Annotated in this window: 18 protein-coding genes; 13 read left to right on the top strand and 5 right to left on the bottom strand. The window is 68.2% G+C overall.

Annotation, left to right across the window (positions count from 1 at the left end; all coding sequences use genetic code 11):
- Positions 1-76 precede the first annotated feature (76 nt).
- Positions 77-1,948 carry an APC family permease gene (locus tag NMK44_RS39960; RefSeq protein ID WP_254752768.1) on the bottom strand — a complete coding sequence of 624 codons (1,872 nt, stop codon included), beginning with the start codon at positions 1,946-1,948 and terminating at the stop codon, positions 77-79.
- Positions 1,949-2,457: 509 nt separating this feature from the next.
- Between NMK44_RS39960 and NMK44_RS39955 the strand changes: the two genes are divergently transcribed.
- The 10 genes from NMK44_RS39955 to NMK44_RS39910 all read left to right on the top strand — a co-directional run bounded on the left by NMK44_RS39955 (position 2,458) and on the right by NMK44_RS39910 (position 10,745).
- Positions 2,458-3,096 (top strand): hypothetical protein, encoded by a 639-nt coding sequence (locus NMK44_RS39955; protein WP_254752766.1) that lies wholly within the window; start codon positions 2,458-2,460, stop codon positions 3,094-3,096.
- Between the two features lie 78 nt (positions 3,097-3,174).
- Positions 3,175-3,696 carry a SigE family RNA polymerase sigma factor gene (locus tag NMK44_RS39950; protein WP_254752764.1) on the top strand — a complete coding sequence of 174 codons (522 nt, stop codon included), beginning with the start codon at positions 3,175-3,177 and terminating at the stop codon, positions 3,694-3,696.
- The gene (locus NMK44_RS39945) at positions 3,693-4,430 is read left to right on the top strand and encodes a hypothetical protein (protein ID WP_254752802.1); all 738 of its coding nucleotides are present in this window, start codon (positions 3,693-3,695) and stop codon (positions 4,428-4,430) included. The genes NMK44_RS39950 and NMK44_RS39945 overlap by 4 nt, the downstream gene beginning before the upstream one ends.
- Positions 4,431-4,684: 254 nt before the next feature.
- On the top strand, positions 4,685-5,419 hold the full coding sequence (locus NMK44_RS39940; protein WP_254752762.1) for a dienelactone hydrolase family protein: 735 nt from the start codon (positions 4,685-4,687) through the stop codon (positions 5,417-5,419).
- A gap of 43 nt (positions 5,420-5,462) precedes the next feature.
- Complete coding sequence (locus NMK44_RS39935; protein WP_308358796.1) at positions 5,463-5,921, top strand: hypothetical protein; 459 nt, start codon at positions 5,463-5,465, stop codon at positions 5,919-5,921.
- Between the two features lie 532 nt (positions 5,922-6,453).
- Positions 6,454-7,038 carry an RNA polymerase sigma factor gene (locus NMK44_RS39930; RefSeq protein WP_254752760.1) on the top strand — a complete coding sequence of 195 codons (585 nt, stop codon included), beginning with the start codon at positions 6,454-6,456 and terminating at the stop codon, positions 7,036-7,038.
- Positions 7,035-8,003 carry a zf-HC2 domain-containing protein gene (locus NMK44_RS39925; protein ID WP_254752758.1) on the top strand — a complete coding sequence of 323 codons (969 nt, stop codon included), beginning with the start codon at positions 7,035-7,037 and terminating at the stop codon, positions 8,001-8,003. Before NMK44_RS39930 ends, NMK44_RS39925 begins: the two co-directional genes overlap by 4 nt.
- Positions 8,000-8,806, top strand: coding sequence for an ABC transporter ATP-binding protein (locus NMK44_RS39920; protein WP_374215412.1), 807 nt, complete (start codon positions 8,000-8,002; stop codon positions 8,804-8,806). Before NMK44_RS39925 ends, NMK44_RS39920 begins: the two co-directional genes overlap by 4 nt.
- Positions 8,803-10,125: a hypothetical protein gene (locus tag NMK44_RS39915; protein ID WP_254752754.1), complete on the top strand. Its 1,323-nt coding sequence runs from the start codon at positions 8,803-8,805 to the stop codon at positions 10,123-10,125. Before NMK44_RS39920 ends, NMK44_RS39915 begins: the two co-directional genes overlap by 4 nt.
- 53 nt (positions 10,126-10,178) lie before the next feature.
- The gene (locus tag NMK44_RS39910; protein WP_254752752.1) at positions 10,179-10,745 is read left to right on the top strand and encodes a hypothetical protein; all 567 of its coding nucleotides are present in this window, start codon (positions 10,179-10,181) and stop codon (positions 10,743-10,745) included.
- Between the two features lie 331 nt (positions 10,746-11,076).
- Here the strand turns inward: NMK44_RS39910 and NMK44_RS39905 are convergent, their stop codons facing one another.
- The 3 genes from NMK44_RS39905 to NMK44_RS39895 form a co-directional block, all read right to left on the bottom strand.
- Positions 11,077-11,727, bottom strand: a complete 651-nt coding sequence (locus NMK44_RS39905; protein WP_254752792.1) for an HAD family hydrolase — start codon at positions 11,725-11,727, stop codon at positions 11,077-11,079.
- A 177-nt stretch (positions 11,728-11,904) separates the two neighbouring features.
- Positions 11,905-12,861 carry an LCP family protein gene (locus NMK44_RS39900; protein ID WP_308358795.1) on the bottom strand — a complete coding sequence of 319 codons (957 nt, stop codon included), beginning with the start codon at positions 12,859-12,861 and terminating at the stop codon, positions 11,905-11,907.
- A 172-nt stretch (positions 12,862-13,033) separates the two neighbouring features.
- The gene (locus NMK44_RS39895) at positions 13,034-15,166 is read right to left on the bottom strand and encodes a bifunctional polysaccharide deacetylase/glycosyltransferase family 2 protein (RefSeq protein ID WP_254752750.1); all 2,133 of its coding nucleotides are present in this window, start codon (positions 15,164-15,166) and stop codon (positions 13,034-13,036) included.
- A 3-nt stretch (positions 15,167-15,169) separates the two neighbouring features.
- Here NMK44_RS39895 and NMK44_RS39890 point away from each other — a divergent pair, with 3 nt between their 5' ends.
- On the top strand, positions 15,170-15,379 hold the full coding sequence (locus NMK44_RS39890) for a hypothetical protein (protein ID WP_254752748.1): 210 nt from the start codon (positions 15,170-15,172) through the stop codon (positions 15,377-15,379).
- A 313-nt stretch (positions 15,380-15,692) separates the two neighbouring features.
- On the opposite strand, the gene NMK44_RS39885 is transcribed toward NMK44_RS39890, so the two are convergent.
- Positions 15,693-17,417, bottom strand: a complete 1,725-nt coding sequence (locus tag NMK44_RS39885; protein WP_254752747.1) for a M4 family metallopeptidase — start codon at positions 17,415-17,417, stop codon at positions 15,693-15,695.
- Positions 17,418-18,431: 1,014 nt separating this feature from the next.
- Here NMK44_RS39885 and NMK44_RS39880 point away from each other — a divergent pair.
- Positions 18,432-18,611, top strand: coding sequence for a hypothetical protein (locus NMK44_RS39880; protein ID WP_254752746.1), 180 nt, complete (start codon positions 18,432-18,434; stop codon positions 18,609-18,611).
- A 905-nt stretch (positions 18,612-19,516) separates the two neighbouring features.
- The coding region (locus NMK44_RS39875) for an immune inhibitor A domain-containing protein (protein WP_254752744.1) at positions 19,517-21,724 on the top strand (2,208 nt) is incomplete at its 3' end.

The raw sequence follows: 21,724 nt of genomic DNA, 5'->3' as shown, positions 1-21,724 counted from the left end.
ACCCTCGCCCTCGACGGCAAGTGCCTCTCCCCGCGTGCACCCAGCCCCGACCCGCCTACCCGGGGGCGGCATGGTCTCAGGTCGTGGGGAGCCTGAACCGCAGCCGGCAGATCACGGCGTCGGTGTCGCGGCGCAGTGCGTGCGCGACCACGGCACCACGCTGGTTCTGCAGCAGCCGCTGCCAGAGGTGGGCGGGCTCGGCTTCGGGAATGAGGACGGTGATGCGGGTGCCGGGATACCGGGCGGTCAACTCCGTGACATACGCGCCGATCGGGCGCCCCAGGGCGCGGGTGGTGGAAGGAAGGTCGATGAGGTCGGTGCCGGGGTTCCAGAGTTCCCAGTCCCGGCGCAGCGACTCGGCGGCCCGCCCGTCCTCCGGGTCGGAGTGGACGACCGTCACGGCCAACACCTCGTCGCCCAGGGATGCGGCGGCTCCCAGTGCCTCACGGGTCAGCCGTGACAGTCCGGAGACGGGGACGACGACCAGGGAACGGTCCCGGTGCGGGGCGTCGGGGATGCGGCCGAGGCCCAGGGCGTAACCGATCCGCTCGTACGCCCGGTTCACGCGCTCGAAGGCGAGGACGAGCAGCGGCAGGGCAAGCACGATGAGCCAGGCGCCCTCGGTGAACTTGGTGGCGGTCACCACGACCGCGGCAACACCGGTGAGCAGCGCGCCGAATCCGTTGAGCGCGGCCTTCCCCTGCCAGCCGGGCGTCCGTTGCCGACGCCAGTGCCGGACCATACCGGTCTGGCAGAGGGTGAACCCGACGAAGACGCCGATGGCGAACAGCGGTACGAGGGTGTTGGTGTCCCCGCCGGAGACGACCAGAAGGGCGGCCGAGGCACCGGCGAGTGCGAGCACACCGTGGCGGTGGACCTGGCAGTCGGCCTTGAGACCGAAAACGTGGGGCACGTGGTTGTCCCGGGCGAGCAGACCCATGAGCACGGGCAGGCCACCGAAGGAAGTGTTTGCCGCCAGCGCGAGCAGCACCATGGTGGCGAACTGGACAACGTAGAAGACCCAGTTGTGGCCAAGGGAGGCGTCCGCGAGCTGCGCGAGGACGGTGACGCCCTCGACGGGCTGGAGGTGGAAGCGTCCGATCAGCACCGACAGACCGATGAGCATGGCACCGAGCAGCGTGCCGAGGGCCACCTCGGTGCGTTGCGCACGCCGGGCGGCCGGGGCCCGGAACGACGGTACGGCGTTGGCGATGGCCTCGACGCCGGTCAGCGCCGAGCACCCGGAGGCGAAGGCTTTCAGCAGGAGCAGCGCGCCGACCGTGGTCGCGCCGTGGCTGAGGGCGGAAGCGTGTCCGTCGGCGGTGGCGGTGCTGACCGGCTCGGAACGGAACAGCCCGATGGCGATGATGGCGAAGAGGCTGCCCACGAAGATCGCCGTAGGGACGATGAAGGCTCGCGCGGACTCCACGACGCCACGCAGATTGACCCCTGTGACCAGGGCCAGCACGGCCAGACAGATCCACACCCGCTCGTCGTACAGCGCCGGGAAAGCCGAAGTGAGGGCCGCGACCCCGGCGGTCACCGACACGGCCACGTTGAGGACGTAGTCCAGGATCAGGGAGGCCGCGGCGACAAGCGAGGCCCTCCTGCCCAGATGCACCCTGGCCACTCCGTACGCACCGCCGCCGTTCGGGAAGGCCGCGATCACCTGCCGGTACGAAGCGACGAGCACGGCCAGCAGCCCGGCGATCGCGAGGGTGACGGGCAAGGTGAAGCCGAGGCCGTGCGCGCCCGCGGCTGCCAGGACCAGAACGATCGCCTCCGGCCCGTACGCGACGGACGCCATCGCGTCCAGCGAGAGCGCCGCCAGGCCCTGTGTCGCGGTGAGCTTGTGCCGACCGCCGGGATCCGCGGCAGTATCAGGGGGCTCCTCGCCGGGCCCGGTGACGGCGTCGGCCGGGCTTTCTCCCTGGGAGACCGTCGGCATAGTGATCGCACCTCCATACGCCGGAAGCCCAGCTTCCGGGTGGGATCGCGCATCCGCGCATCTCCTTGGCGCGTTCCTGGCGCACCATCCCGCAGTCTTGACGCCCCTCTGACGGCGTACGACGCCGAGGGGCTCAGCCCCTGTCAGGCACTGGTCCGACCCGCGCCCCCGGCGCGGCGGAGCGGCTGGAGAGAGCGGGGCGGGACATGAAGGTCTCCATCGGGGTCCCGTCGCGTGGCCGGGCGAAGCCGAATGTTTCCAAGCCCGGCGCGCTGGGCGAGCCGAGTCGTCGGCTTGGCGGGCCCGGCCGAGAAGACGTTCCCAAAGGTGGACGTGCTTGGGCTCGGCCCTCGGCTCATGGGGTGGTGTGCGAGTCCGTGACCTGCGGGAGGAGCCCGCTGGAAGAAGTTTGGGGCGGGTGTCACCCGAGGAGGGCGCGGACGGCGTTGTAGGGGGTGGAGAGGCGCCGCTCCCTTCGATCGGATCTCGTTAGCAAGGAGTGTTCATCCATGACCCGGATGAAGAAGTACCTCGTTGCCGCTTGCGCGGTCACCGTGATGGGTGGTGTGCCGACGGCAGCCTTTGCGCTGACGTCTTCCGCCTCCACCGCGACGGATGCGGTCAAGGCCGGAGCGAGCTCAATGAACAAGGGCTCGGTCAAGGTGGTAGCGCCGGGTGAGAAGATCACCGTGGCGCCGGGGGTGAAGATGTGGCTCACCCAGAACGGCAAGCAGTGCCTGCAGCATTCCTTCGAGACCACGCCCTGGTGCCAGACCCTGGCCGGCGCCAAGCCCGGCGCGAACCTCGCGGGCCTGGACTCCAACGACCACCGCGGATGGCTCTCCGGCGGCTACATCGGCAACGGCGTACCCGACCACGCCCAGATCCGCACACTCAGCGGCACCACCCACGCCACCGTGGTCACACTGGCCGGCAACCCCGGCTGGGGCGCCTGGTACGCGCAAGCCCGCACCACCAGCCCTGCACCCGCCGACAACAAGCACCCCAAGGCCTTCCTGCGCAACGTCACCGTCTATGACACTGCAGGAAAGACCATCGTCTCCACCGACACTCCGCTCGCCGCAGACGGCGCCCAGGATGTATCGGACCGCAAGGTGATCAGCGAACCTGTTACTCCTGCGTCCTGACCTCTGGTGGGTGGGGCCGACACGGCCCCACCCACCACAGCCCTTCTTCTTTCTTGCTCGCCCCGATGTGAGGACCACGTGAAGCACGAGAGTGATGATGCCGACTTTGCCGATTTCGCCGGCGCTCGCTGGGGTCGGCTGCTGCGCATCGCCTTCATGCTCACCGGTGACTTCCATGAGGCGGAGGACCTGGTGCAGGTCACCTTGATCAAGGTGTGCGACCACTGGCGACGGATTCCCGACGGGGAAGTAGACCTCTACGTGCGCCGCGCTCTGATCAACAACTATCGAAGCCGTCTGCGCAAGAGACGGGTGGTCCAGTTCCTGACCTCGCTGGTTCCAGAGCGCCCGGACTCCGGGCATGCCGAGACCGTCGAGCACCGGATCGCCCTGGCACAGGCCCTGAATTCCCTGTCCTCGAGACAACGCGCGGCGGTGATTCTGCGCTACTGGGACGACATGAGCGAACAGCAGACCGCCGAGATCCTCGGCTGCTCCCCGAACACGGTCAAGGTGCACACCCGTCGTGCGCTGGCTGCCCTGCGTACCCATCCCGCCCTGGCCACCTATGCCCCCATCCTCACCGGAGAGACGCGATGACCTCTCGCAACGAGGCCGAAGAGCTGTACCGGGCCCTGGACGACCTGGCCGACTCCATCCCCGCCGCCCCCATCCGGATGGACGACATCCTGCACGCAACACGCAAGCGCCGGGCCCGCCGCCGCATTGCGGGCATCACGGCCGGCTGCGCCCTCCTCCTCGCCCCCCTGTCGTACCTCGCCACCGTAGGCGGCTCCACGTCGTCCGTGGTCTCACCGGCGGCAAGCGCTCCCCCGAACACGGCACGGGTGGTGGCGCCGGGTGAGAAGATCACCGTGGCGCCGGGGGTGAAGATGTGGCTCACCCAGAACGGCAAGCAGTACCTGCAGCGTTCCTCCGAGACCACGCCCTGGTGCCAGACCCTGGCCGGCGCCAAGCCCGGCGCGAACCTGGCAGGCCTGGACTCCAACGACCACCGCGCATGGCTCTCCGGCGGCTACATCGGCAACGGCGTACCCGACCACGCCCAGATCCGCACACTCAGCGGCACCACCCACGCCACCGTGATCACACTCGCCGGCAACCCCGGCTGGGGCGCCTGGTACGCCCAGACCCGCACCACCAACCCCACACCCACCGACGACAAGCACCCCAAGGCCTTCCTGCGCAACGTCACCGTCTATGACACTGCAGGCAAGACCATCGTCACCACCAACACCCCGCCCGCCGCAGACGGCACCCAAGGCCGGATAAGCCCTGTAGGAACCGGCGAGTCGGCCTCCCTCAATCCGTGATCTGCTGATGCCGACTTCTGCTCATCGCACTGTGGACCTGTGTGCTGGCGTTGACTTGGTCCGGTGGACTACGCTGCGCAACCATGACTACCGGGACGGCCTCGCGCCACACACGGATTGGTGACCCGGTGCTCTCCTGAGCGCCGTAACCGCCGGTGCAGGCCCGCTGTTCAAGCGAGGACCTGGCGCCGCCGCGCGAGCTCCCCCTGTCGTGTCGATCCCAGGTTCGGCACATCAACACGACAGGAGAACTCATGCCCATCAAGACGTTGCAGATTCCCACCGCGGACGGACAGGCCGACGCGTTCGCCGCCTTCCCCGACCACGGTGAGCGGCACCCAGGGGTGCTGATGTACGCGGACGGCTTCGGCATCCGGCCCGTACTGCGAGAGTTGGCCCACGAACTGGCCGGGCACGGGTACTACGTGCTCGTCCCCAATCTCTTCTACCGGCACGGCCCCGCACCGGTGATCGAGCTTCCCGAGCACATCGGAGAAGAGGCCCGGCCCGCGGTCTTCGCCCAGCTGATGCCTTTGATCGAGGCGCACACCACCGAACGTGTCCTGAGCGACGCCGACGCCTACCTCAGGTTCCTCACCACCCAGCCCGAGGTCGACGCCGGTCCGGTCGCCGTGACCGGCTACTGCATCGGTGGCCTCCTGGCGATGCGCACCGCCGCGGCGCACCCGGGCCAAGTGGCCGCAGTCGCCGCATTCCACGGCCCCGTGGGCGCCGATGGGCCCGACCTCTTCTCCAAGCTCACCGCCCAGGTCCACCTCGGCCACGCCGAAGGCGACATGACACCTGAGGCGCTGGGCGAGCTCAACCGGGCCCTGGATGCCGCCGGTGTCACCTACACCTCCGAGATCTACCCCGGCACCATCCACGGCTTCACCATGGCCGACACCGACGCTTTCAACACCTCCGGGCTGAAGCACCACTGGGATCGTCTGCTCCCTCTTCTGGACCGCACTCTGGCCACCAGCTGAGGCTTCAGCGTGGATAGCGACCTGACATACACGGCTCCGCAGCATGGCCTTCGCATCGCCAACGGCTATCGCCACCTTCAAGCAGAACATGGTCTACTGGTCGGCTATCTCTGCTGATGCAGGCGCGGCAGGACCGAACGTTACGGAGTGGGCGAGCATGTGGGACGGTCCCTTCTATCGGGTCAGACGCGATGGGTACGAGATCTGCTTCGTACCAGGAGCAGGAGAGGACCTGGCCGAAGTCTGCAACGTGGACATGTGGGTCATCCGCGACGATGGCGAGCGCTGGTCCGGAACCATATTCACGCTCGACGAGGTGCACCGCATCATGGACCGCCGGCGGCAGGCGGGTGACCCGGAAGGCGATTACTGGTGGTGCTGGGACGGCCTCATCGTGCGCGACCCAGGTGTGCTGTCGATGGCCAAGGTCATCGACGGGCTCGTCGCCTCAGGGGAGCACGAGACGGTCCTTCGTCATGTCGGCCCCGAAGAGGACATCTGACCTGAGAGGCCGTGGCCGGACCACACCGAGCGGCAGTGGCACCCTATGTGTTACACGAGATGGTCGTGGGAGCACCGGCACTGAGCTGCACAAAGTGGCCTCCACTCGCCTCGCGCCGCACGGTTGCCCTCTGAGAAGGCGACGAATGGCGGGGGCGTACTGTTCATGTACGCACTCGATCACGTGATGTACGAGTCGCGGCTGGGGTACGCCAGCCGCGGGGCCGGGCCGACTGCCACGTGGGCCCGGCCCTTCGGCGGCACTGTGGGTCGCTGAGCGAGCGCGCAAGATCCCGACGCACTCTGGCCCTCATGGTCCACCGGCTGAGCACCCGAAGCAGGGCCCTCGCATGCACGGATCCCAGCGGCCCGCTGTTGCAGCGCAGACGCTTGAATCCGCTGAGCCCTGACGCACCATCACAGATTGATACCGGCCCAGGGCGCCAAGTGCGGACGGCTGATTCACCCCATCAGCTCCGCCCTCATCATGGAGTTGGTGAACCGGATGCGGGCCGTTGAGCGATAGAGGGAGCGTGACACTGTTCCGCCCGCGAAGGGCTGACCGAGATGACGACGCCGCCTTGCTGCGTGCCGTCGCCGGAGGGGACCAGGCTGCGTTGGCCACCTTCTACGACCGGCATGCCGGCTGGCTGTTCGCCCGGCTGTCGCGGCGCTGTACCGACCCCGAGACCGTTCGCGAGGTCCTCCAGGACACCTTCCTCACCGTCTGGCGGTCCGCCGGCTCCTACCGCGGCGCGGAATGCGGCGGCTGGCTGTGGGTGATCGCCGCCCGGCGGCTGTTGGACGCCCAGCGCGTACAGGCGCGCGCCGAACGGGTGGAGTACGCCCCACCGCCGGTTGCCCCCTCCGCCGAGGAACGAGTACTGGACGGCCTCGAGTTCGGAGACGTGGGCACCGCCCTCGACAGGATCTCGCCGGAGCTGCGCGAGGTACTCAGAGCAACGGTCGTGGACGGGCTCACCACCCGGGAGGCCGCTGTACTGCTCGGCATACCCGAAGGGACCGTCAAGACCCGGGCTATGCGTGCCCGCCGCGAGCTGTGGGTCGCGCTGGCTCAGCTGTCCCAGGACCGCGCACCACTCGGAGGTCTGGCGTGAAGAGGCGACACAGCGAGCCGCTTCAGCAAGGCGACGAGGTCCGGTACGCCTCCGGAGACTGGCATGTAGACGAGATGATGGCCACCCACTACGCGGCGGGGACCGTCAGCGACGCCGTGGCATGGTCGCTGGAGAAGCACACGGAGAACTGCGGCAACTGCGCGACCACCGTGTCGGCCGCCGTGCGCGCGCGGAAGGACACGGCGCGGGTGCTGGCGGATGTGCGGAGCACGCTGCTGGGCGCACTCCCTCCGCAAGGTGCCATCAGCCACCGAGTGTTCAGTCATCCGCAGCCCCGTCACACCCGACTGCTCTGCCGGGCGATCTGGGCCGCCGGGCCCGCACTGCGCGGAGCGTGGGTGGTGGCGGTGCTCCTGGTGTGCGCGGGCGCGGTATCACTGGCCTACGGGGCGGACTTCACCGGCGCCCGGCCACTGCTGCTCGCCCTGGCTCCGCTGCTGCCGCTGGCAGGAGTGGCCCTGTCATACGGCCCGTCCGCGGACCCGGTCCACGAGATCACCCTCGCGACCCCCTCCGGTGGTCTGCGGCTCCTGCTGACCCGGTGTGTGGCAGTGCTCGCGGTAAGTCTGCCTCTCCTCACAGCGGCAGGCGCCATCGTGCCGAACCAGTCCGGGGCGCCGGGCCCCGCCACCTGGCTGCTTCCGGGACTGGCTCTGACCGCGGGCTGCCTCGGGCTCGGCTCATACATCGGATGCTCCATCGCGGCCGGACTTCTCGCCGGCGTCTGGAGCCTCACCATGCTGGTTCCCGTGCTGCTCGCCACCCGCCGGGGCGACGGTGTGCACCCGGAATCCGCACTGACCGAGCAGCTGGCCCGGGTCGTGTCCGGCACCGGACAGCAGTCGGGCTGGGCCGCGGCCGCCGCGTTGTGCGCGGTGCTGGTCCTCCTGCGGCGCCACGCGTTCGATGTCGAGCCCCGCTCCCCCCGGGCGCCCCACCAATGAACTTCCTGGAGAATCCCGTGAACGCCCTCAGCATCACCGGACTGACCGTCCGGCATCGCAGAACCATCGCCCTCGACGCCGTCGATCTGGACTTCGGATCCGGAGTGCACGGCTTGCTGGGCCCGAACGGAGCGGGCAAGACCTCCCTGATACGGGTGCTGGCCACGGTCGCCCGTCCCTTCGCCGGACACGTGGAGTTCCTCGGCCGTCCGCTTTCCGGGCATCGGGAACTGTCCGCCGCCCGCCGCCGACTCGGCTATCTGCCACAGGACTTCGGCTACTACCCCGGCTTCAGCGTCCGGGACTTCGTCGCCTACGTGGCGTGGCTGAAGGAGATGCCCGGGGCGGAAACCGGCCGGGCGGTCGAGCGAGCCGTGGCCCGCGTCGGGCTGACGGACCGCATCGACACGAAGATGAAGACCCTGTCGGGCGGCATGGTGCGGCGGGTCGGCATCGCCCAGGCCATCGTCAACGACCCGGCCGTGCTGCTGCTCGACGAGCCGACCGCGGGCCTCGACCCGGAACAGCGGGTCGAGTTCCGGGCGTTGCTGCGGGAACTGGGCGAGGAGGGCACCACCGTCGTCGTCTCCACACATCTGGTGGAGGATGTGGCCGCCGCGTGCACCGAGGTGACCCTCATCGAAAACGGGACGGTGGCGTACCGCGGCACACCGGACTCGCTGGCCGCACTGGGCGAACGGTGGGAGGACGAGGCGTTCGCCGGGAGCCCCATCGAGCGCGGCTACGCCGCCGCGCTGCGCCTGCGGCGCTCCGGGGCGGCGGCGCAGGAGGCGGGCCGATGAACGCTCCTTCCCTCGTCCGTCGCCGGACCGTGCGTCCCGCGACACCACTCGGCCGTCGGCCACGCCACCCGGTCTTCGCCGAGGTACGTGGCGGTTCGGCCCGCTGGGTCGCCCTGGCGGTGTGTGTCGTCGAGGCACTGACGATGGCGGCGAAAGCGGACTTCTGGCAAGGCAGTTGGGCTGAGACTCGATATCAGCTGCACATCGGTGCCGCAATGCTGTGCGGGCCATTGGTGGCTGCCGCGGGGTGCTGGCAGGGCGCGCGGGAGCACCGCAGCCGTATGACCGGGCTGCGTGCCTCCGCGTCCAGGAGCGAGTTCACGCAGTTCCTGGTGGTCTCACTGCCGGTGGCACTCGCGGTTGTGGTGGCCCACACCGTAATAGCGGCCCTGTCGTTCCTGGCCACCTGGCCGTATGTCTCCGGCGGACGGCCGATCTTCGTACCGGTGGCCGCGGACCTGACGGTCCTTGTCAGCGCGACGGTCATCGGTGCCGTCGTCGGCCGACTCGTACCGTGGCGGCTGACGGCACCCGCCCTCGCCCTCGCCGTGTATCTACTGCTCGGCTTCACCGACGACGCCTCCCCGGTCCGCTTCCTCAGCCCGGCCGCGGACAACGGCTTCGGCGACCAGGGGCCGGTGTGGTGGCAACCACTGACGATGATCGTCTGGACCGGCGGCCTCGCCGCCGCGGTGGTCTGCGCCCACACCTTCCGTCCCCGATGGTCATGGTGCGCCGTAGTCCCGCTCGCCGCTGCGGCGATCGCGGCGGCGGTCCCCATGGTGCGGGTAGGCGAGGGCATGTGGCCCGCCCACACGCGCACCGAGGTGTGCGACAACACGACAACACCGCGCGTATGCGTCGACGCGGAGTACAAGGGTCTGCTGCCGCAGGTATCGGCCGCGCTGTCGGGCATGACCGGGCGGCTGAAGGGGGTGCATCCCCTGCCCGACCGCTTGCCCCTGCCTCCCTTCTTCGTCGGTCAGAACGTCGTGCGCGGCGAACTGGCTGACCCCGAGCGGTTCGTCTTGGAGACCGGCGCCGCCCTCGTACCCGAGTGCGACGGCGGGCCCGATGCCTACCTCCACTACGCGGTACAGGACTGGCTGGTCTCCAATGACCTCGCCGAGAGCAGGCGGAAGGCCGACGAAGAGCAGGCACGCGACTCGGGTGACCGGCGCGGTCTGGCAGAGAGCCGGACCACGGCCGACGCCCTGTCCCGTCTGACGTCCATGGGAGAGGACCGGCGACGCGTCTGGCTGAACCGCTACTTCGCCGCCGGCCCCTCCTGCGACTTCAGTAAGGTGCCCGCCCTGTGAACCGCCAGTCCGCCTCCGCCCACGGTGTCCTCCTGTATGCCCGGTCACGGGCTATGCCCCACACTGTGGCCGCGCTGCTCGCCGTCGCCGCTCTGGCCGCCGTCTGCGCCCACCGGTCCGAGATTTATCTCGACCCGGCCCAGCGGGTCCGCGCCGAAGCACTGGCTCCCGTATTCGCGGCATGCGCTATCGGTGTAAGCACGTACCAGTACTCCCCAGCGCTGGACGCGACCGCCGTCCGACCCTGGCCACCGCGCCGTCTGGCCCATCTGACGATGCTCACCGTCATCGCGGGCGCCGCCCTGGTGCTGGTAGCCCCCTCCACCCTTCCTGTCTTCGGCAGCTGGGGTCTTCTGCGTAACCTCCTCGGAGCGGTGGGAGTCGCCTTGGCCGCGGCCACGGTCATCGGCTCCCGTCTCTGCTGGATGCCCGTCCTCGCCTACCTCTCGTCGCTCTACCTCACACCGGCCGACGCCCACAGCCGCGCCCACGCCCTGTGGGCCTGGGCCGTTCAACCTGGAGCCCAGCCCATCTCCTGGCTCCCGGCCCTGACCGCGTTCCTCACCGGCGCGACCCTCTACGTGGTGCGCGGCCCCCGGCCCGAAAGCCGGGAAGGGTGATCCGGCTCTGGCTCCCTGCCTCGCGCCGACTCCCTCCCCGCGGACAGGGCCTATAGCCGCGAGCACCTCCGGCGTCGAAACATTCGGCACACCATTCCGGAGACGACACCGACAGCCAGGCCGCCTGCCTACGCAATAGCTCACACAGCAGGCGGCCGCCCGGCTTCGTTGAAGAGCGCTGCAAGAGACGCAACACCGTCGACCGAGCGGCCAACCGGCTCAGCCAGTCCCGGCCACAGCCACCCGGCGCCGGACATGATCGACCGGACAAGCCCTGGGACCGAGCCACCTGTCACGTCTCCTGGATGGGCAGCACCTGGTGAAGAGAGGGCTACCGCTCGGCGATGAGGGTCGGCAGCTTGCGCATGTCATGGAAGATGACGGTGTCGCGGCCTTCGAGGCGATCGGCCGGGGTCAGTCCGCCGGCGTAGCCGAAGGCTCGCATGCCCGCGGCGCGGGCAGCCTGGACGCCGGGCCGGCTGTCCTCGATCACCACGCAGGCTCCGGGATCGACACCCATCTGCTCAGCGGCGTGCAAGAACAGATCGGGGGCGGGTTTGCCACGAGAGACTTCGGTTGCGCTGTAGATGCGGCCTGCGAAGCGTTCGTAGAGCCCGGTACGTCCCAGGGTGTGCCGCATCTTGTCGTGGGAGCCGCTGGAGGCGACGCAGGTCGGCAGAGTGAGCGCGTCGAGTGCTTCCGGCAAGCCGTCCACCGGGGCAAGTCCCGCGTCCACGGCCTCGCGGTGCAATTGCTCGAACCTCTTTGACCAGAGCGCGGCCGTGTCCGGGCCGAGCCGGGCAGCGACCTGCTCGTGGATGGCGGCGTGCGAGCGTCCGATGAACCGGTCCACGACCTCGTCCTCTGTCAGCGGCCAACCCAACTCGGCTCCGAGGGTGACCTGAACACGCGCGGCGATGCGCTCGCTGTCGACCAATACGCCGTCGCAGTCGAATATGACGAGTTCAATGGGCTTGATCATCCCGGCAGCATAGACCGTGCTGGTCACCACGACGGTGATGTTTCCCGTGGCGTTCGGCCAACACGCCGTTGTCGAGGCGTGCGTCGGCCCGTACCAGCGGAACCGGGGGCGCGCTCTGGTGCCGGTACGGCGCATTGGGAAGGCTCCAGCCAAGCCTTCCCACGCGCCAGGACGCATTCAGTTCACACCGCCCGGCAACGGCCCGTCGTTCCGCAACGCGGTGAAGAGACGCCTCGCCTTGGCCGCGTCCCACTTCACCGCGCTCCCCTTCGACGTCGGGATGCCAACGGCCGCCACCGGGACATTGACCCGTTGCCCCGTACCCCCGGCGGCGCGACGTACCGCCTGCATCAGGGAGATCAGGTCCGGTACTTCCATCTCCTTGTCCACCACGAGGGTGTCCAGCGCCGAGTCCAGGATCGGATACAGCTTCCCCGGATTGAGCATGATGTGCGGAGTGGTGATGCTGGCGGCGAGGGCGGCCAGGAACGCCTGCTGGTTCTTGGTGCGCCCCAGGTCGCCGTCGGCCTCCTGATGGCGCTGCCGGACGAAGGCGAGCGCCTCGGTGCCGTTGAGGAGATGGCACCCTTTCTGCAGATCGGCGCCGGACTTCTCGTCCCGGACCGCCCGGTCCAGGCACATCCGGACTCCGCCGGTCTCGTCCACGATATCCACGAAGCCCCGGAATCCGATCTCCGCGTAGTGATCGATACGCAGCCCGGTGGCCCGCTCCACAGTGCGCACCAGCAGTTCGGGACCGCCGTAGGAGAAGGCGGCGTTGAGCTTGTTCCGTGCCGCGGGGTGGCGCTCACCGGTCTCGGAGCGCACCCATGCGGGAATGGTCAGCCAGGAGTCACGCGGCAGGCTGACCATCGTGGTGCCGTGGGCCCCGGTGTGCAGCAGGATCACCGAGTCGGTACGGCGGCCCTCGGCCGACCCGACGTGCAGGTCCTTCTTCTCCCGGGCAGACAGCCCGTCCCGGCTGTCCGATCCCACGATGAGATAGGTGGTGCCCTTGCCCTGCGACGGGCGGTCCGTGATCGCGTCGAGGTCGACATCCCGGTTGAGTTCGTTGTCGGCCCACACATAGGAACTGAGGGAAACGAACAGGGCGGCGACGGTCACGGCGACCACGGCCGCCCTCCTCCGCGCCTGTCGGCGCGTGGCCGCCCGGAGCCGTCCGCCGGGGCGGCGTCCGCCTCGGTGGCTTGAGTCACGAAGGCCGGATTCAAGCCCCTCACCGCGGTGCTTTCCGATCCGTGGCGGAACAGCGGCGAGTTCACGACCTGCCCACCGATCCAGTTGATCACTCATGGGAACCCTCCGGGAGACTGGCGTGATGGGCATGCGGGGCATGGTCGGCACCTGGCGTCCCGTATGCGTGCTGCTCCACCGCGGGCGGCGATCCGCCGTGCACCGGGCTGGACACGGCGGATCGCGCCAGCCGCTGACCGGCCAGCCCCGAGCGGTGCATACGTCGCCACTGGAGCCGGACCCCGAACAGCGCGGTGACAACGGACTGGAAAACCACCAGATACAGCAACTGCCGGTAGACCAGGCTCTGGAGCGGCACCGCCCACAGCGCGTCCAGCCGCTCGCCGTCCAGCCGGAGCGCGTATCCGGTGACCAGCAGCTGGAGGCCGAGGAAGCCCAGCCAGAGGGCGCCGACCCCCACCGGGTCGTAGAAGAACAGCCCGTACAACGCGAAAACGTCGACGACCGGGGCGAGCAGCGGCAACACGACCTGGAAGACCAGGAGGAAGGTGAGTGCGCGGCGGGCGAAACGCCCGGCGGAGCCGACCTCGGTGAAGGCACCGCGGTGTTTCCACATCGCCTGGAGCGTGCCGTAGCACCAGCGGTAACGCTGGCGCCACAGTTGGCTGAGTGTTCCGGGCACCTCGGTCCAGGCGACCGCGTGCTCCTCGTAGACCACCCGCCATCCCGCCCGCCACAGCGTCATGGTGAGGTCGGTGTCCTCGGCGAGGGTGTCCTCGCTGACACCGCCGACCCCCAGCAGTGCCTCACGGCGGAAGGCGCCGATGGCGCCGGGAACCGTCGGCATGCACTCCAGCACCTCGAACATCCGGACGTCCAGATTGCATCCGGTGACGTACTCCAGGTGCTGCCATCTGCCCAGCAGGCCAGTCCGGTTGGCCACCTTGATGTTGCCGCTGACCGCGCCGATCGACGGGTGGGCCAGCGGCTGGATGAGCCGCTCGATGGCGTCCGGTTCGAAGACGGTGTCCCCGTCGAGCATGACCACGATGTCGTGCCGGGTATGGGCCAGTCCGGTGTTGAGGGCGGCAGCCTTGCCCGCGTTGCTCTGGCACACCAGGGTCACCCGGGGGTCGGGAATGGCCTCGACGATCTCCGCCGTCCGGTCCGTCGATCCGTCGTCGATCACGATGATCTGAAGCTCACGGTAGGTGGAGGCGAGCAGGGAACGGAGGGTGGACTCGATCCCCGCCTCCTCGTTGTAGGCGGGCACCAGGACGGTGACCGGCCCGCTGACCCGGCGCAGCCAGGGAGCTCCCGGCCGGTGCCGTCGCAGCCGGCGGATGTGCATTCGTGAGAAGAGGAAGAGCAGTGCCACCTTGAGGAGCCCGAGCACACCGACGACGCCGAGCATCCAGGTCATCGCGGTGACCAGGACGTGGCCTACGGCCGCGAACCAGAAGATCCGGGTACCGAGCCACCGCTCCTTCGGCGACGCGGGCTCGTTGGCCCGGAGCTCCCCCAGTCCGGCCGTCACGGTGAGGAACTCGCTGACGTCCCGGTTCCGCAGCAGTCTGGCGGTCCGCTGGTACGCCTCCTCGGTCTGGGTGAACTGCCGGATCGCGCCTCTGGCCGGGTCGGCATGCGGCGAGTCGGCGGCGACCAGGACGTAGCCGCCCTCGGCGGCCCGTCGGGCCGCCTGCCATTCCGCGCCGCACAGGGTCCGCACGGTGGAGGTGCCCGGCAGCCGCAGCAGATCGGTGCCGACCCCGGTGGCACCCTCCAGCGCGGCCCGGGTGAACGACAGCTCCATGCGGGCGCGTGCCGGAGAGACGGAGCCCATGGCGGCCCCGGTGTAGGTGAGCGACCCGACTTCATGGCCCTCGGAGAGGATCCTTCGCACCAGGCCGGGGTAACGGGTGACCTGGGTGCCGTGGAGGAAGAACGTGGCGTGGGCGTGATGCTCGCGCAACAGGTCGAGCAGGCGAGGGGTCCACACCGGGTCAGGTCCGCCGTCGTAGGTCAGCGCCACGGTGCGCGGGGGCATCTGGGAGGAGGTCATCCGCCCCCTCTCGAACCGCAGCACCGGTCCGCCGTCCGAGACGGCCCGGGGGGCGGGCGTGGAGCAGGGGCGACGGCCCTCGGCCGCGAAGACCTCGTTCGTGCTCCATCCCTGGAAGAGCAGCATCGTGGCCAGGAGGGAGAGACACAGGGTCAACAGCATCCAGTGGACCCGTGGCTGCCGCTGCTGATGGCGCTGCCGCTGCTTCCGCGGCCGTCCAGGTCGTCGCCGCTGCGGTTGTCGCTGCCGATGTTGCTGCTGCGGCTGCTGCTGTCGCTGCCGATGCCGCCCGCTCGGCTCCCGCCGCCGCGGCCGTTGCGGTCGCCGCGTGTGCCGTCCCGTCATCGCAGCCCGCTCCGACGGCATCTGAAGTGACGTTTACTCACTGGTGTCGCAGAGACAGGCGGAGCCAGGAACGCGTTCATGGTCGTGTGACGTGCGAACGCGTCGCCTGGTTTCACCTAGAGGGCACTCAACAGTCACATATTTCACACAACTCGCGCACTGGTCTCCCAGTTCAAAGGTCCCGTCGTACGCGACCACGACAGATTCGCTCATCCAGCAGGCTGCTCACGGCCAGATCTCACGCTGCTCGACGTCGGCTGCGAGCCCGCCGATGTCCGCCGTCTCTGGGCTGGTGAGCCCAGAGACGGCTGTCTCGCGCCACGTTCACGAGACGTCGGGGAGGTCAGCGTCGGGGAGTGTTCTTCGGTGTGACGTTGACGGCTGCCCAGGACTTGTCGACGGTCTTGTACTCAGTGCTGCTCTTGCCGTAGATGTCGCCGGCGGCCTTGAGGGTGGCTTCGCGTGCCTGGTGGAAGTCGGTGTTGGAGACCATGTAGCGGGTCATGGCGCGGTAGTAGATCTGCAGGGCCTTGGACCGGCCGATGCCCTTGACAGTGGAGTGGTCGTAGGTCGGGGAGTCGTAGCGCACTCCCCCGATGGTCTTCTTGCCGCTGCCTTCGGCGAGCAGGTAGAAGGCGTGGGAGGACACTCCGGAGCCGCCGTGCACCTCCTTGTCGTAGAGGGACTCGTCCCAGTAGTCGACGGTGTCCTCCAGCCTGTCCAGCGACGGCTTGTCCAGGCGTCGGAGGAAGCCTTGGTCCAGGCCGATCTTCTCGCCGATGAAGTAGTTCGGCGGGTTGGCCTTGTTGTTGGTCGCGAACTCCATGCCGGAGCCGAAGATGTCGGCGAGGGACTCGTTGAGCGATCCCGGCTCACCGTACTGGTGGTCTTCCGCGTCGACACGGGTGGGTTCGAGGCCCGCGGTGGCCTCCACCACACCGTGGGTCAGCTCGTGACCGGTGACATCGAGGGCGACCAGAGGCTGACGGAACGTTTTTCCATCGCCGTCGCCGTAGGCCATGCAGTGGCATCGAGGCATCCAGAAGGCGTTCCCGATCCTGTCGCCCCAGTGGACCAGGGCCTGGGCTCCGCGCCCGTCGTTCTTGATCCCCTTGCGGCCGAACGTCTTCTTGTAGAAGTCGAACGTGGCCGTCACCCCGTACTGGGCATCCACCGCGGCCGTGGCCTTGTCAGAGGTCTTGCCATTGCCCCAGCGGTTGTCCGAGTCCTTCAACGCCGCCCCGGATCCGAAAGACTCCAGCTGCTGCGAGCCGGCATCGCGGGTCTCCGTATCACTGCGGCTGGGGTCCTTCAGGACGTAGGAACTCCCGCTCTTGGTCGTCGTCAGCGAGACCTTGCCCGCGAAGAAGGACATACCGGTGCCTGCGGATCCAGAAGCGCGGGCCGTGAGAGAGGCAGCCAGCGATGTTCTCTCGGGTCTTGCCACCTCGTTGAGGTCACGCAGCTTCTCCCGCAGCTGAGGGGATATGAAGCCATCAGCGATGACCTCTCCGCCCAGGACTTTGCCGGTGGTCGCGTCCAGCACGACGCTGCGCCCGTCGGCCTGTCCGCTCTTGACACTCACCCGGTAGGCCAGCACCGTCTTGGTGCCCTGCACGGTGACGATGAGTTCTGCCTTGCCGACAGCCTTGCCGCCGTGCACTGAGCCCGACGCCTTGGCTGCCGCTTCCTTCGCGGTCAGCTTGGGGGTGAGCGAGGACACCGAGACCTGATGGTTCATCGCCCGGGTCACGCCTTGGAACGCGTTGTGCGTGTCGAGGTGGACGACCAGATCACCCCCGTCCACGGGAAGCCCACGGTAGGTGCGCTCGAACCGGACATGCCGCTTGCCGTCGGGATCGACCAGCGTGTCCTTGGCGATCAGTGCCTCGTGCGCACCCACCCCGGTCTCCTTGGCATGGGCGGTGGCTGCCTTGCGAGCCGCCTTCACTACCTGCGTCTCGGCGACGGCCTCGCTTGCGCCGGTGTGGGTCGTGGCGTGGCTGGAGTCCTCGGATGCCGAAGCGATACCCGCGACGGTCGTCGCGGTGACCACGGCGAGAGCCACAGCGGCTATGCGTCTGGAGCCTCGCGCACGCTTCTTATGGGCAGAGTGTGTGTTCTTCACGATCAGATCGCCTCTGTTCGTCGGTGGGGCAAGTGGCGCCGAACAAGCCCCGCTCCAGATGCGGGACGGGACAAGAGGAGCCGGGGCTGCGCCACTCCCGTGACCGCAGTGGTCTCCTCCAGCGCTCGCGTTCACTTGCGACTTCCATAGAGGAGGAGCGCCACCGGACCCCACACATCCCGCCGCTTGGCGATCCCTTTAACCCCCGGCCCAACAGCGAGCCGCCTCCGGTCTCTTCCGCGAAGACGAGGCGTCCTTCCACCGCCCCTGCACGACGTGTCTGGCACGGCGGCTTGAGGGTGTGAACACACAGGACCGAGCCCGCGAACGGGGTGAGCCAGGTTCGAAGAAACACATCCTGTCCGACGCCGTCGGCTGTTCTGACGGGTCTGAGCAAGGGCGGTCTCCACACCTCGCACTCGAGAGATGCGGTTGCCGGGGCCCGGGCGTACGGACCGCGGCGTTCAGCCTCCAGATCACACATCCGGACGTCGGTGAAAACCCTGGGCCGAAGACCGCTCTTCTCGAACGCTCAGAGGCCGGGCAGATGAGGCAGATTCACACCTCGCCACCGACCGCAGGTGTCGTCCGCTGGCGTTCGTTGCTCACCAAGGGCCAGGCGGCCGACTGGTGCGCCGACCAGGACGGCCCGGCGCACCAGCCATGACGCCATAGGACATCCTCGGCGCGAGGCGGGCGCGAACGTCCATCCGGATCGCCTGGCAAGGCCCGGAGGGGTACGTCCACTGGAGTCTCTCCACCCGGCCGGGGCCGCTCGTCCCATCGACCTCACTGATGCTGGTCGGCTCCGATATTGGGGACGGACGGGATGGGGCTTCCGGGGAGTACTGCTGGTTCTGTATGAAGACAGTGGCGCCGTAGGAACCACCGGACGCGCCTGGCGCGTCGAGCTCGGGCAGCGCCCCGCTGCCGTAAGCGGTGTACATGATGGACTTGCCCGCGACACCCGACGTGGACGGACGGAGCTGCTGCCCCGGCCGCTCCTGGCCCCGTGCGAAGGCCACGGTGTCGCCCGACTCCAGCTTTGCCTCGGACATATTGGCCAGCGTCTTCCGGGGATTCTCCGGCGAGGTGCTGGCCTGGGCGTCGTCACCGGTGCTCGCGTTGACGTAGAACGTGCGCCCCGCCGCAGCGTCCGCCCCGCTCCGCGATCCCGCATCCGGACCCGGGGTAACGGCCGAGGCCGTGGCAAGCGTCCTGCCCATGGGGCACCTCTTCATCACTCCCTCCGTGCGAACTCGTCGTGCCCCGCCAATTACCGGCCCCGGCCTTCTCCAGACCACGGATCGTCAACTCCTCTAGTGCCACGGCAACATGGAGGGCGGCACTCCGACGCCGCAGAAGGAGAGGAAACCGATAGGCACTCCCGCTGTAATCAGGACCGGGATTGAAGGGTGACCGTGGACTGGCCTGCATTCCCGCACGGAACAGATAAGCCCACTCCGGGACAGCGCAACCGTGCGGGGAAGATTTCCGGCAGGGCCCGCTCCGCTGCCCCGGCTGGTGCATCCTCACCAGGAGGACCTGCGAGTCTCATGAAGGATCCCGCGACTTTTACAACCCTTTACTTCAGAGCCCTCTCTGGCGCTGATGCGTCTGGCGCTTGACACGGAGAAGGAGAGCGCTCATCGCGCACAGTGAGTGCGATCGGCGAACCCGATGACCGTCCTCAGTGGCCCCCGGCCCTTCTCTTCCGGCGGCGAAATGGCCGCCCAGCGAGCACTTGTGACCTGCCGGATGGATCGATGTGACAACCCGGCCCCCGGCGGGCCCGGAGCATCGCCTGCACCCGAGACGAGGTCGGCAAACGCGAAGAGTCCCGTATCGACTCACCGGGATGACCAGCCGAGGCGTTGAGTGCCCTCCACCCAAGTTCGACGGTCCTGTCCACAGCCAAACGCGTCAAGCTACTTGATACTCCGCACACAAGTCGAGATCTATCTTTTATCTCATCACTCCGATCAAATACTCCCACCTACGGGGAGAATGTGGAGGATTCGAGAGTGAACGGTAGACACATGGCGGCTCGACCAGCCGCCATAGCCACCGTGGCCGCGCTGGGAGCGGCCACCCTCTGGGCAGGAGCGGCGCAGGCCGACTCTCCGTCCAAGCCAGTTGAGCGCCGGGATCCGGCCGCCGTGAGGGCCAACATTGAACACAACATTCCAGGCCCGTTCAGCAAGACGCAGGAAGCGCAGCGCGAGGAGGCCCTGCGTCAGGTCATCTCCGGGGACGCGAAGACCACCAAGCGCGGCGGCTCGCAGGTGGTGAAGCTCGGCAAGGGGAAGTACGTCGAGCTGGCCCGGGAGAAGACCGACAAGATCTTCACCATCCTGACCGAGTTCGGCGACAAGGTCGACAACACCACGATGGTCGACCCGGACGGCGACGGTCCGAAGCCCCCGGTGAAGAAGTACGGCGGTGACCCGGGCCCGGCGCACAACACCATCGCCGAGCCGGACCGCAAGGACGACAACAGCACGGACTGGAAGAAGGACTTCAACCGCAAGCACTTCCAGGACATGTACTTCTCCAAGGACAAGAAGAAGGAGTCCCTGAAGAAGTACTACGAGCGGCAGTCCTCCGGCCGGTACTCGGTCGACGGTGAGGTCTCCGACTGGGTCAAGGTCGACTGGAACGAAGCCCGTTACGGCTCCAACTACTGCGGCGACAAGAACTGCGACAACGTACAGGATCTCGTCCGGGACGGGGTCAACCAGTGGGCCAAGGACCAGAAAGCCGCCGGTCGCACTGACGCGCAGATCAAGGCCGATCTGTCGAAGTACGACCAGTGGGACCGCAACGACTTCGACAACGATGGCAACTTCAACGAGCCCGACGGCTACATCGATCACTTCCAGATCGTGCACGCCGGTGAGGACGAGTCCGCGGGCGGCGGCGCCCAGGGCGAGAACGCACTGTGGGCCCACCGCGCCTACGTCTACAAGCACGCAGTCGGCGAAACCGGACCCTCGCAGAACAAGGCGGGTGGTACGCAGGTAGGGAACACCGGCATCTGGGTCGGCGACTACACCATGCAGCCCGAGAACGGTGGCCTCGGTGTCTTCGCCCATGAGTACGGCCATGACCTCGGTCTGCCGGACGAGTACGACACCAGCAACAAGGGTGAGTCGTCGGTGGCCTTCTGGTCGCTGATGTCCTCCGGTTCCTGGCTGGGCACCGGCAAGGACTCCATCGGTGACCTGCCCGGTGACATGAACGCCTGGGACAAGCTCCAGCTCGGCTGGCTGAACCACGCGACCGCCAAGGCCGGGAAGAAGTCGACCCACACACTCGGTGTCGCGGAGTACAACACCAAGAACAAGCAGGCGCTGGTCGTCGAGCTGCCCGCCAAGCCCGTCACCACCGAGGTGGCCAAGCCCGCCGAGGGCGCCAAGCAGTGGTGGAGCGGGATGGGGAATGACCTGAAGAACACCCTCACCCGCTCGGTGGACCTCACCGGCAAGTCCAAGGCCACCCTGGACCTCCAGGGCTGGTGGGACATCGAGAAGAACTACGACTACCTCTACGCCGAGGTCTCCACGGACGGCGGCGCCAACTGGAAACCGGTGGACGGCACCGCGGACGGCAAGGCCATCCCGCGGGACGCCGGTGACAAGCCGGCCCTGACCGGCACCTCCGGCGCGTACAAGAAGCTCTCCTTCCCGCTGGACGCCTACGCGGGCAAGAAGATCGACCTGCGTTTCCGCTACCAGACCGACGGCGGGGTGGCGCAGAAGGGCTTCGCCGCCGACTCCCTCACGCTGACCGCGGACGGCTCCCCGGTCTTCTCGGACAACGCCGAGGGGGACGACAACGGCTGGACCAGCAAGGGCTTCTCGCGTATCGGCAGCTCCTTCACCAAGGACTACCCGCAGTACTACCTCGCGGAGAACCGCCAGTACGTGAGTTACGACAAGACCCTCAAGACCGGTCCGTACAACTTCGGCTGGACCTCCACCCGTCCCAACTGGGTCGAGCACTTCCCCTACCAGAACGGTCTGCTGATCTGGAAGTGGGACACCTCGCAGCCGGACAACAACGTGAGCGCCCACCCGGGCACCGGTCTGATCCTCCCGATCGACGCGCACCCGACCGCCGAGAAGTGGGCGGACGGCTCGCTCATGCGAAACCGGTTCCAGGCGTACGACTCGCCCTTCAGCCGCTTCGCGAGCGACGGCTACACCGTCCACAAGGACGGCAAGGCCGCGAAGGTGAAGCGCAAG

This window comes from Streptomyces cucumeris, assembly GCF_024295805.1.
GTDB lineage: Bacteria > Actinomycetota > Actinomycetes > Streptomycetales > Streptomycetaceae > Streptomyces > Streptomyces cucumeris.
The sequence above is the reverse complement of the archived record's forward strand: the minus strand, read 5'-3'. Positions and strand labels throughout refer to the sequence as shown.

Bases quoted from the DNA above. Each gene is read 5' to 3' on its own strand.
- NMK44_RS39940 (WP_254752762.1), top strand. From the start codon at position 4,685: ATGCCCATCAAGACGTTGCAGATTCCCACCGCGGACGGACAGGCCGAC.
- NMK44_RS39960 (WP_254752768.1), bottom strand. From the start codon at position 1,948: ATGCCGACGGTCTCCCAGGGAGAAAGCCCGGCCGACGCCGTCACCGGG.
- NMK44_RS39920 (WP_374215412.1), top strand. From the start codon at position 8,000: ATGAACTTCCTGGAGAATCCCGTGAACGCCCTCAGCATCACCGGACTG.
- NMK44_RS39945 (WP_254752802.1), top strand. From the start codon at position 3,693: ATGACCTCTCGCAACGAGGCCGAAGAGCTGTACCGGGCCCTGGACGAC.
- NMK44_RS39915 (WP_254752754.1), top strand. From the start codon at position 8,803: ATGAACGCTCCTTCCCTCGTCCGTCGCCGGACCGTGCGTCCCGCGACA.
- NMK44_RS39955 (WP_254752766.1), top strand. From the start codon at position 2,458: ATGACCCGGATGAAGAAGTACCTCGTTGCCGCTTGCGCGGTCACCGTG.
- NMK44_RS39935 (WP_308358796.1), top strand. From the start codon at position 5,463: ATGGCCTTCGCATCGCCAACGGCTATCGCCACCTTCAAGCAGAACATG.
- NMK44_RS39905 (WP_254752792.1), bottom strand. From the start codon at position 11,727: ATGATCAAGCCCATTGAACTCGTCATATTCGACTGCGACGGCGTATTG.
- NMK44_RS39895 (WP_254752750.1), bottom strand. From the start codon at position 15,166: ATGCTGTTGACCCTGTGTCTCTCCCTCCTGGCCACGATGCTGCTCTTC.
- NMK44_RS39910 (WP_254752752.1), top strand. From the start codon at position 10,179: ATGCCCCACACTGTGGCCGCGCTGCTCGCCGTCGCCGCTCTGGCCGCC.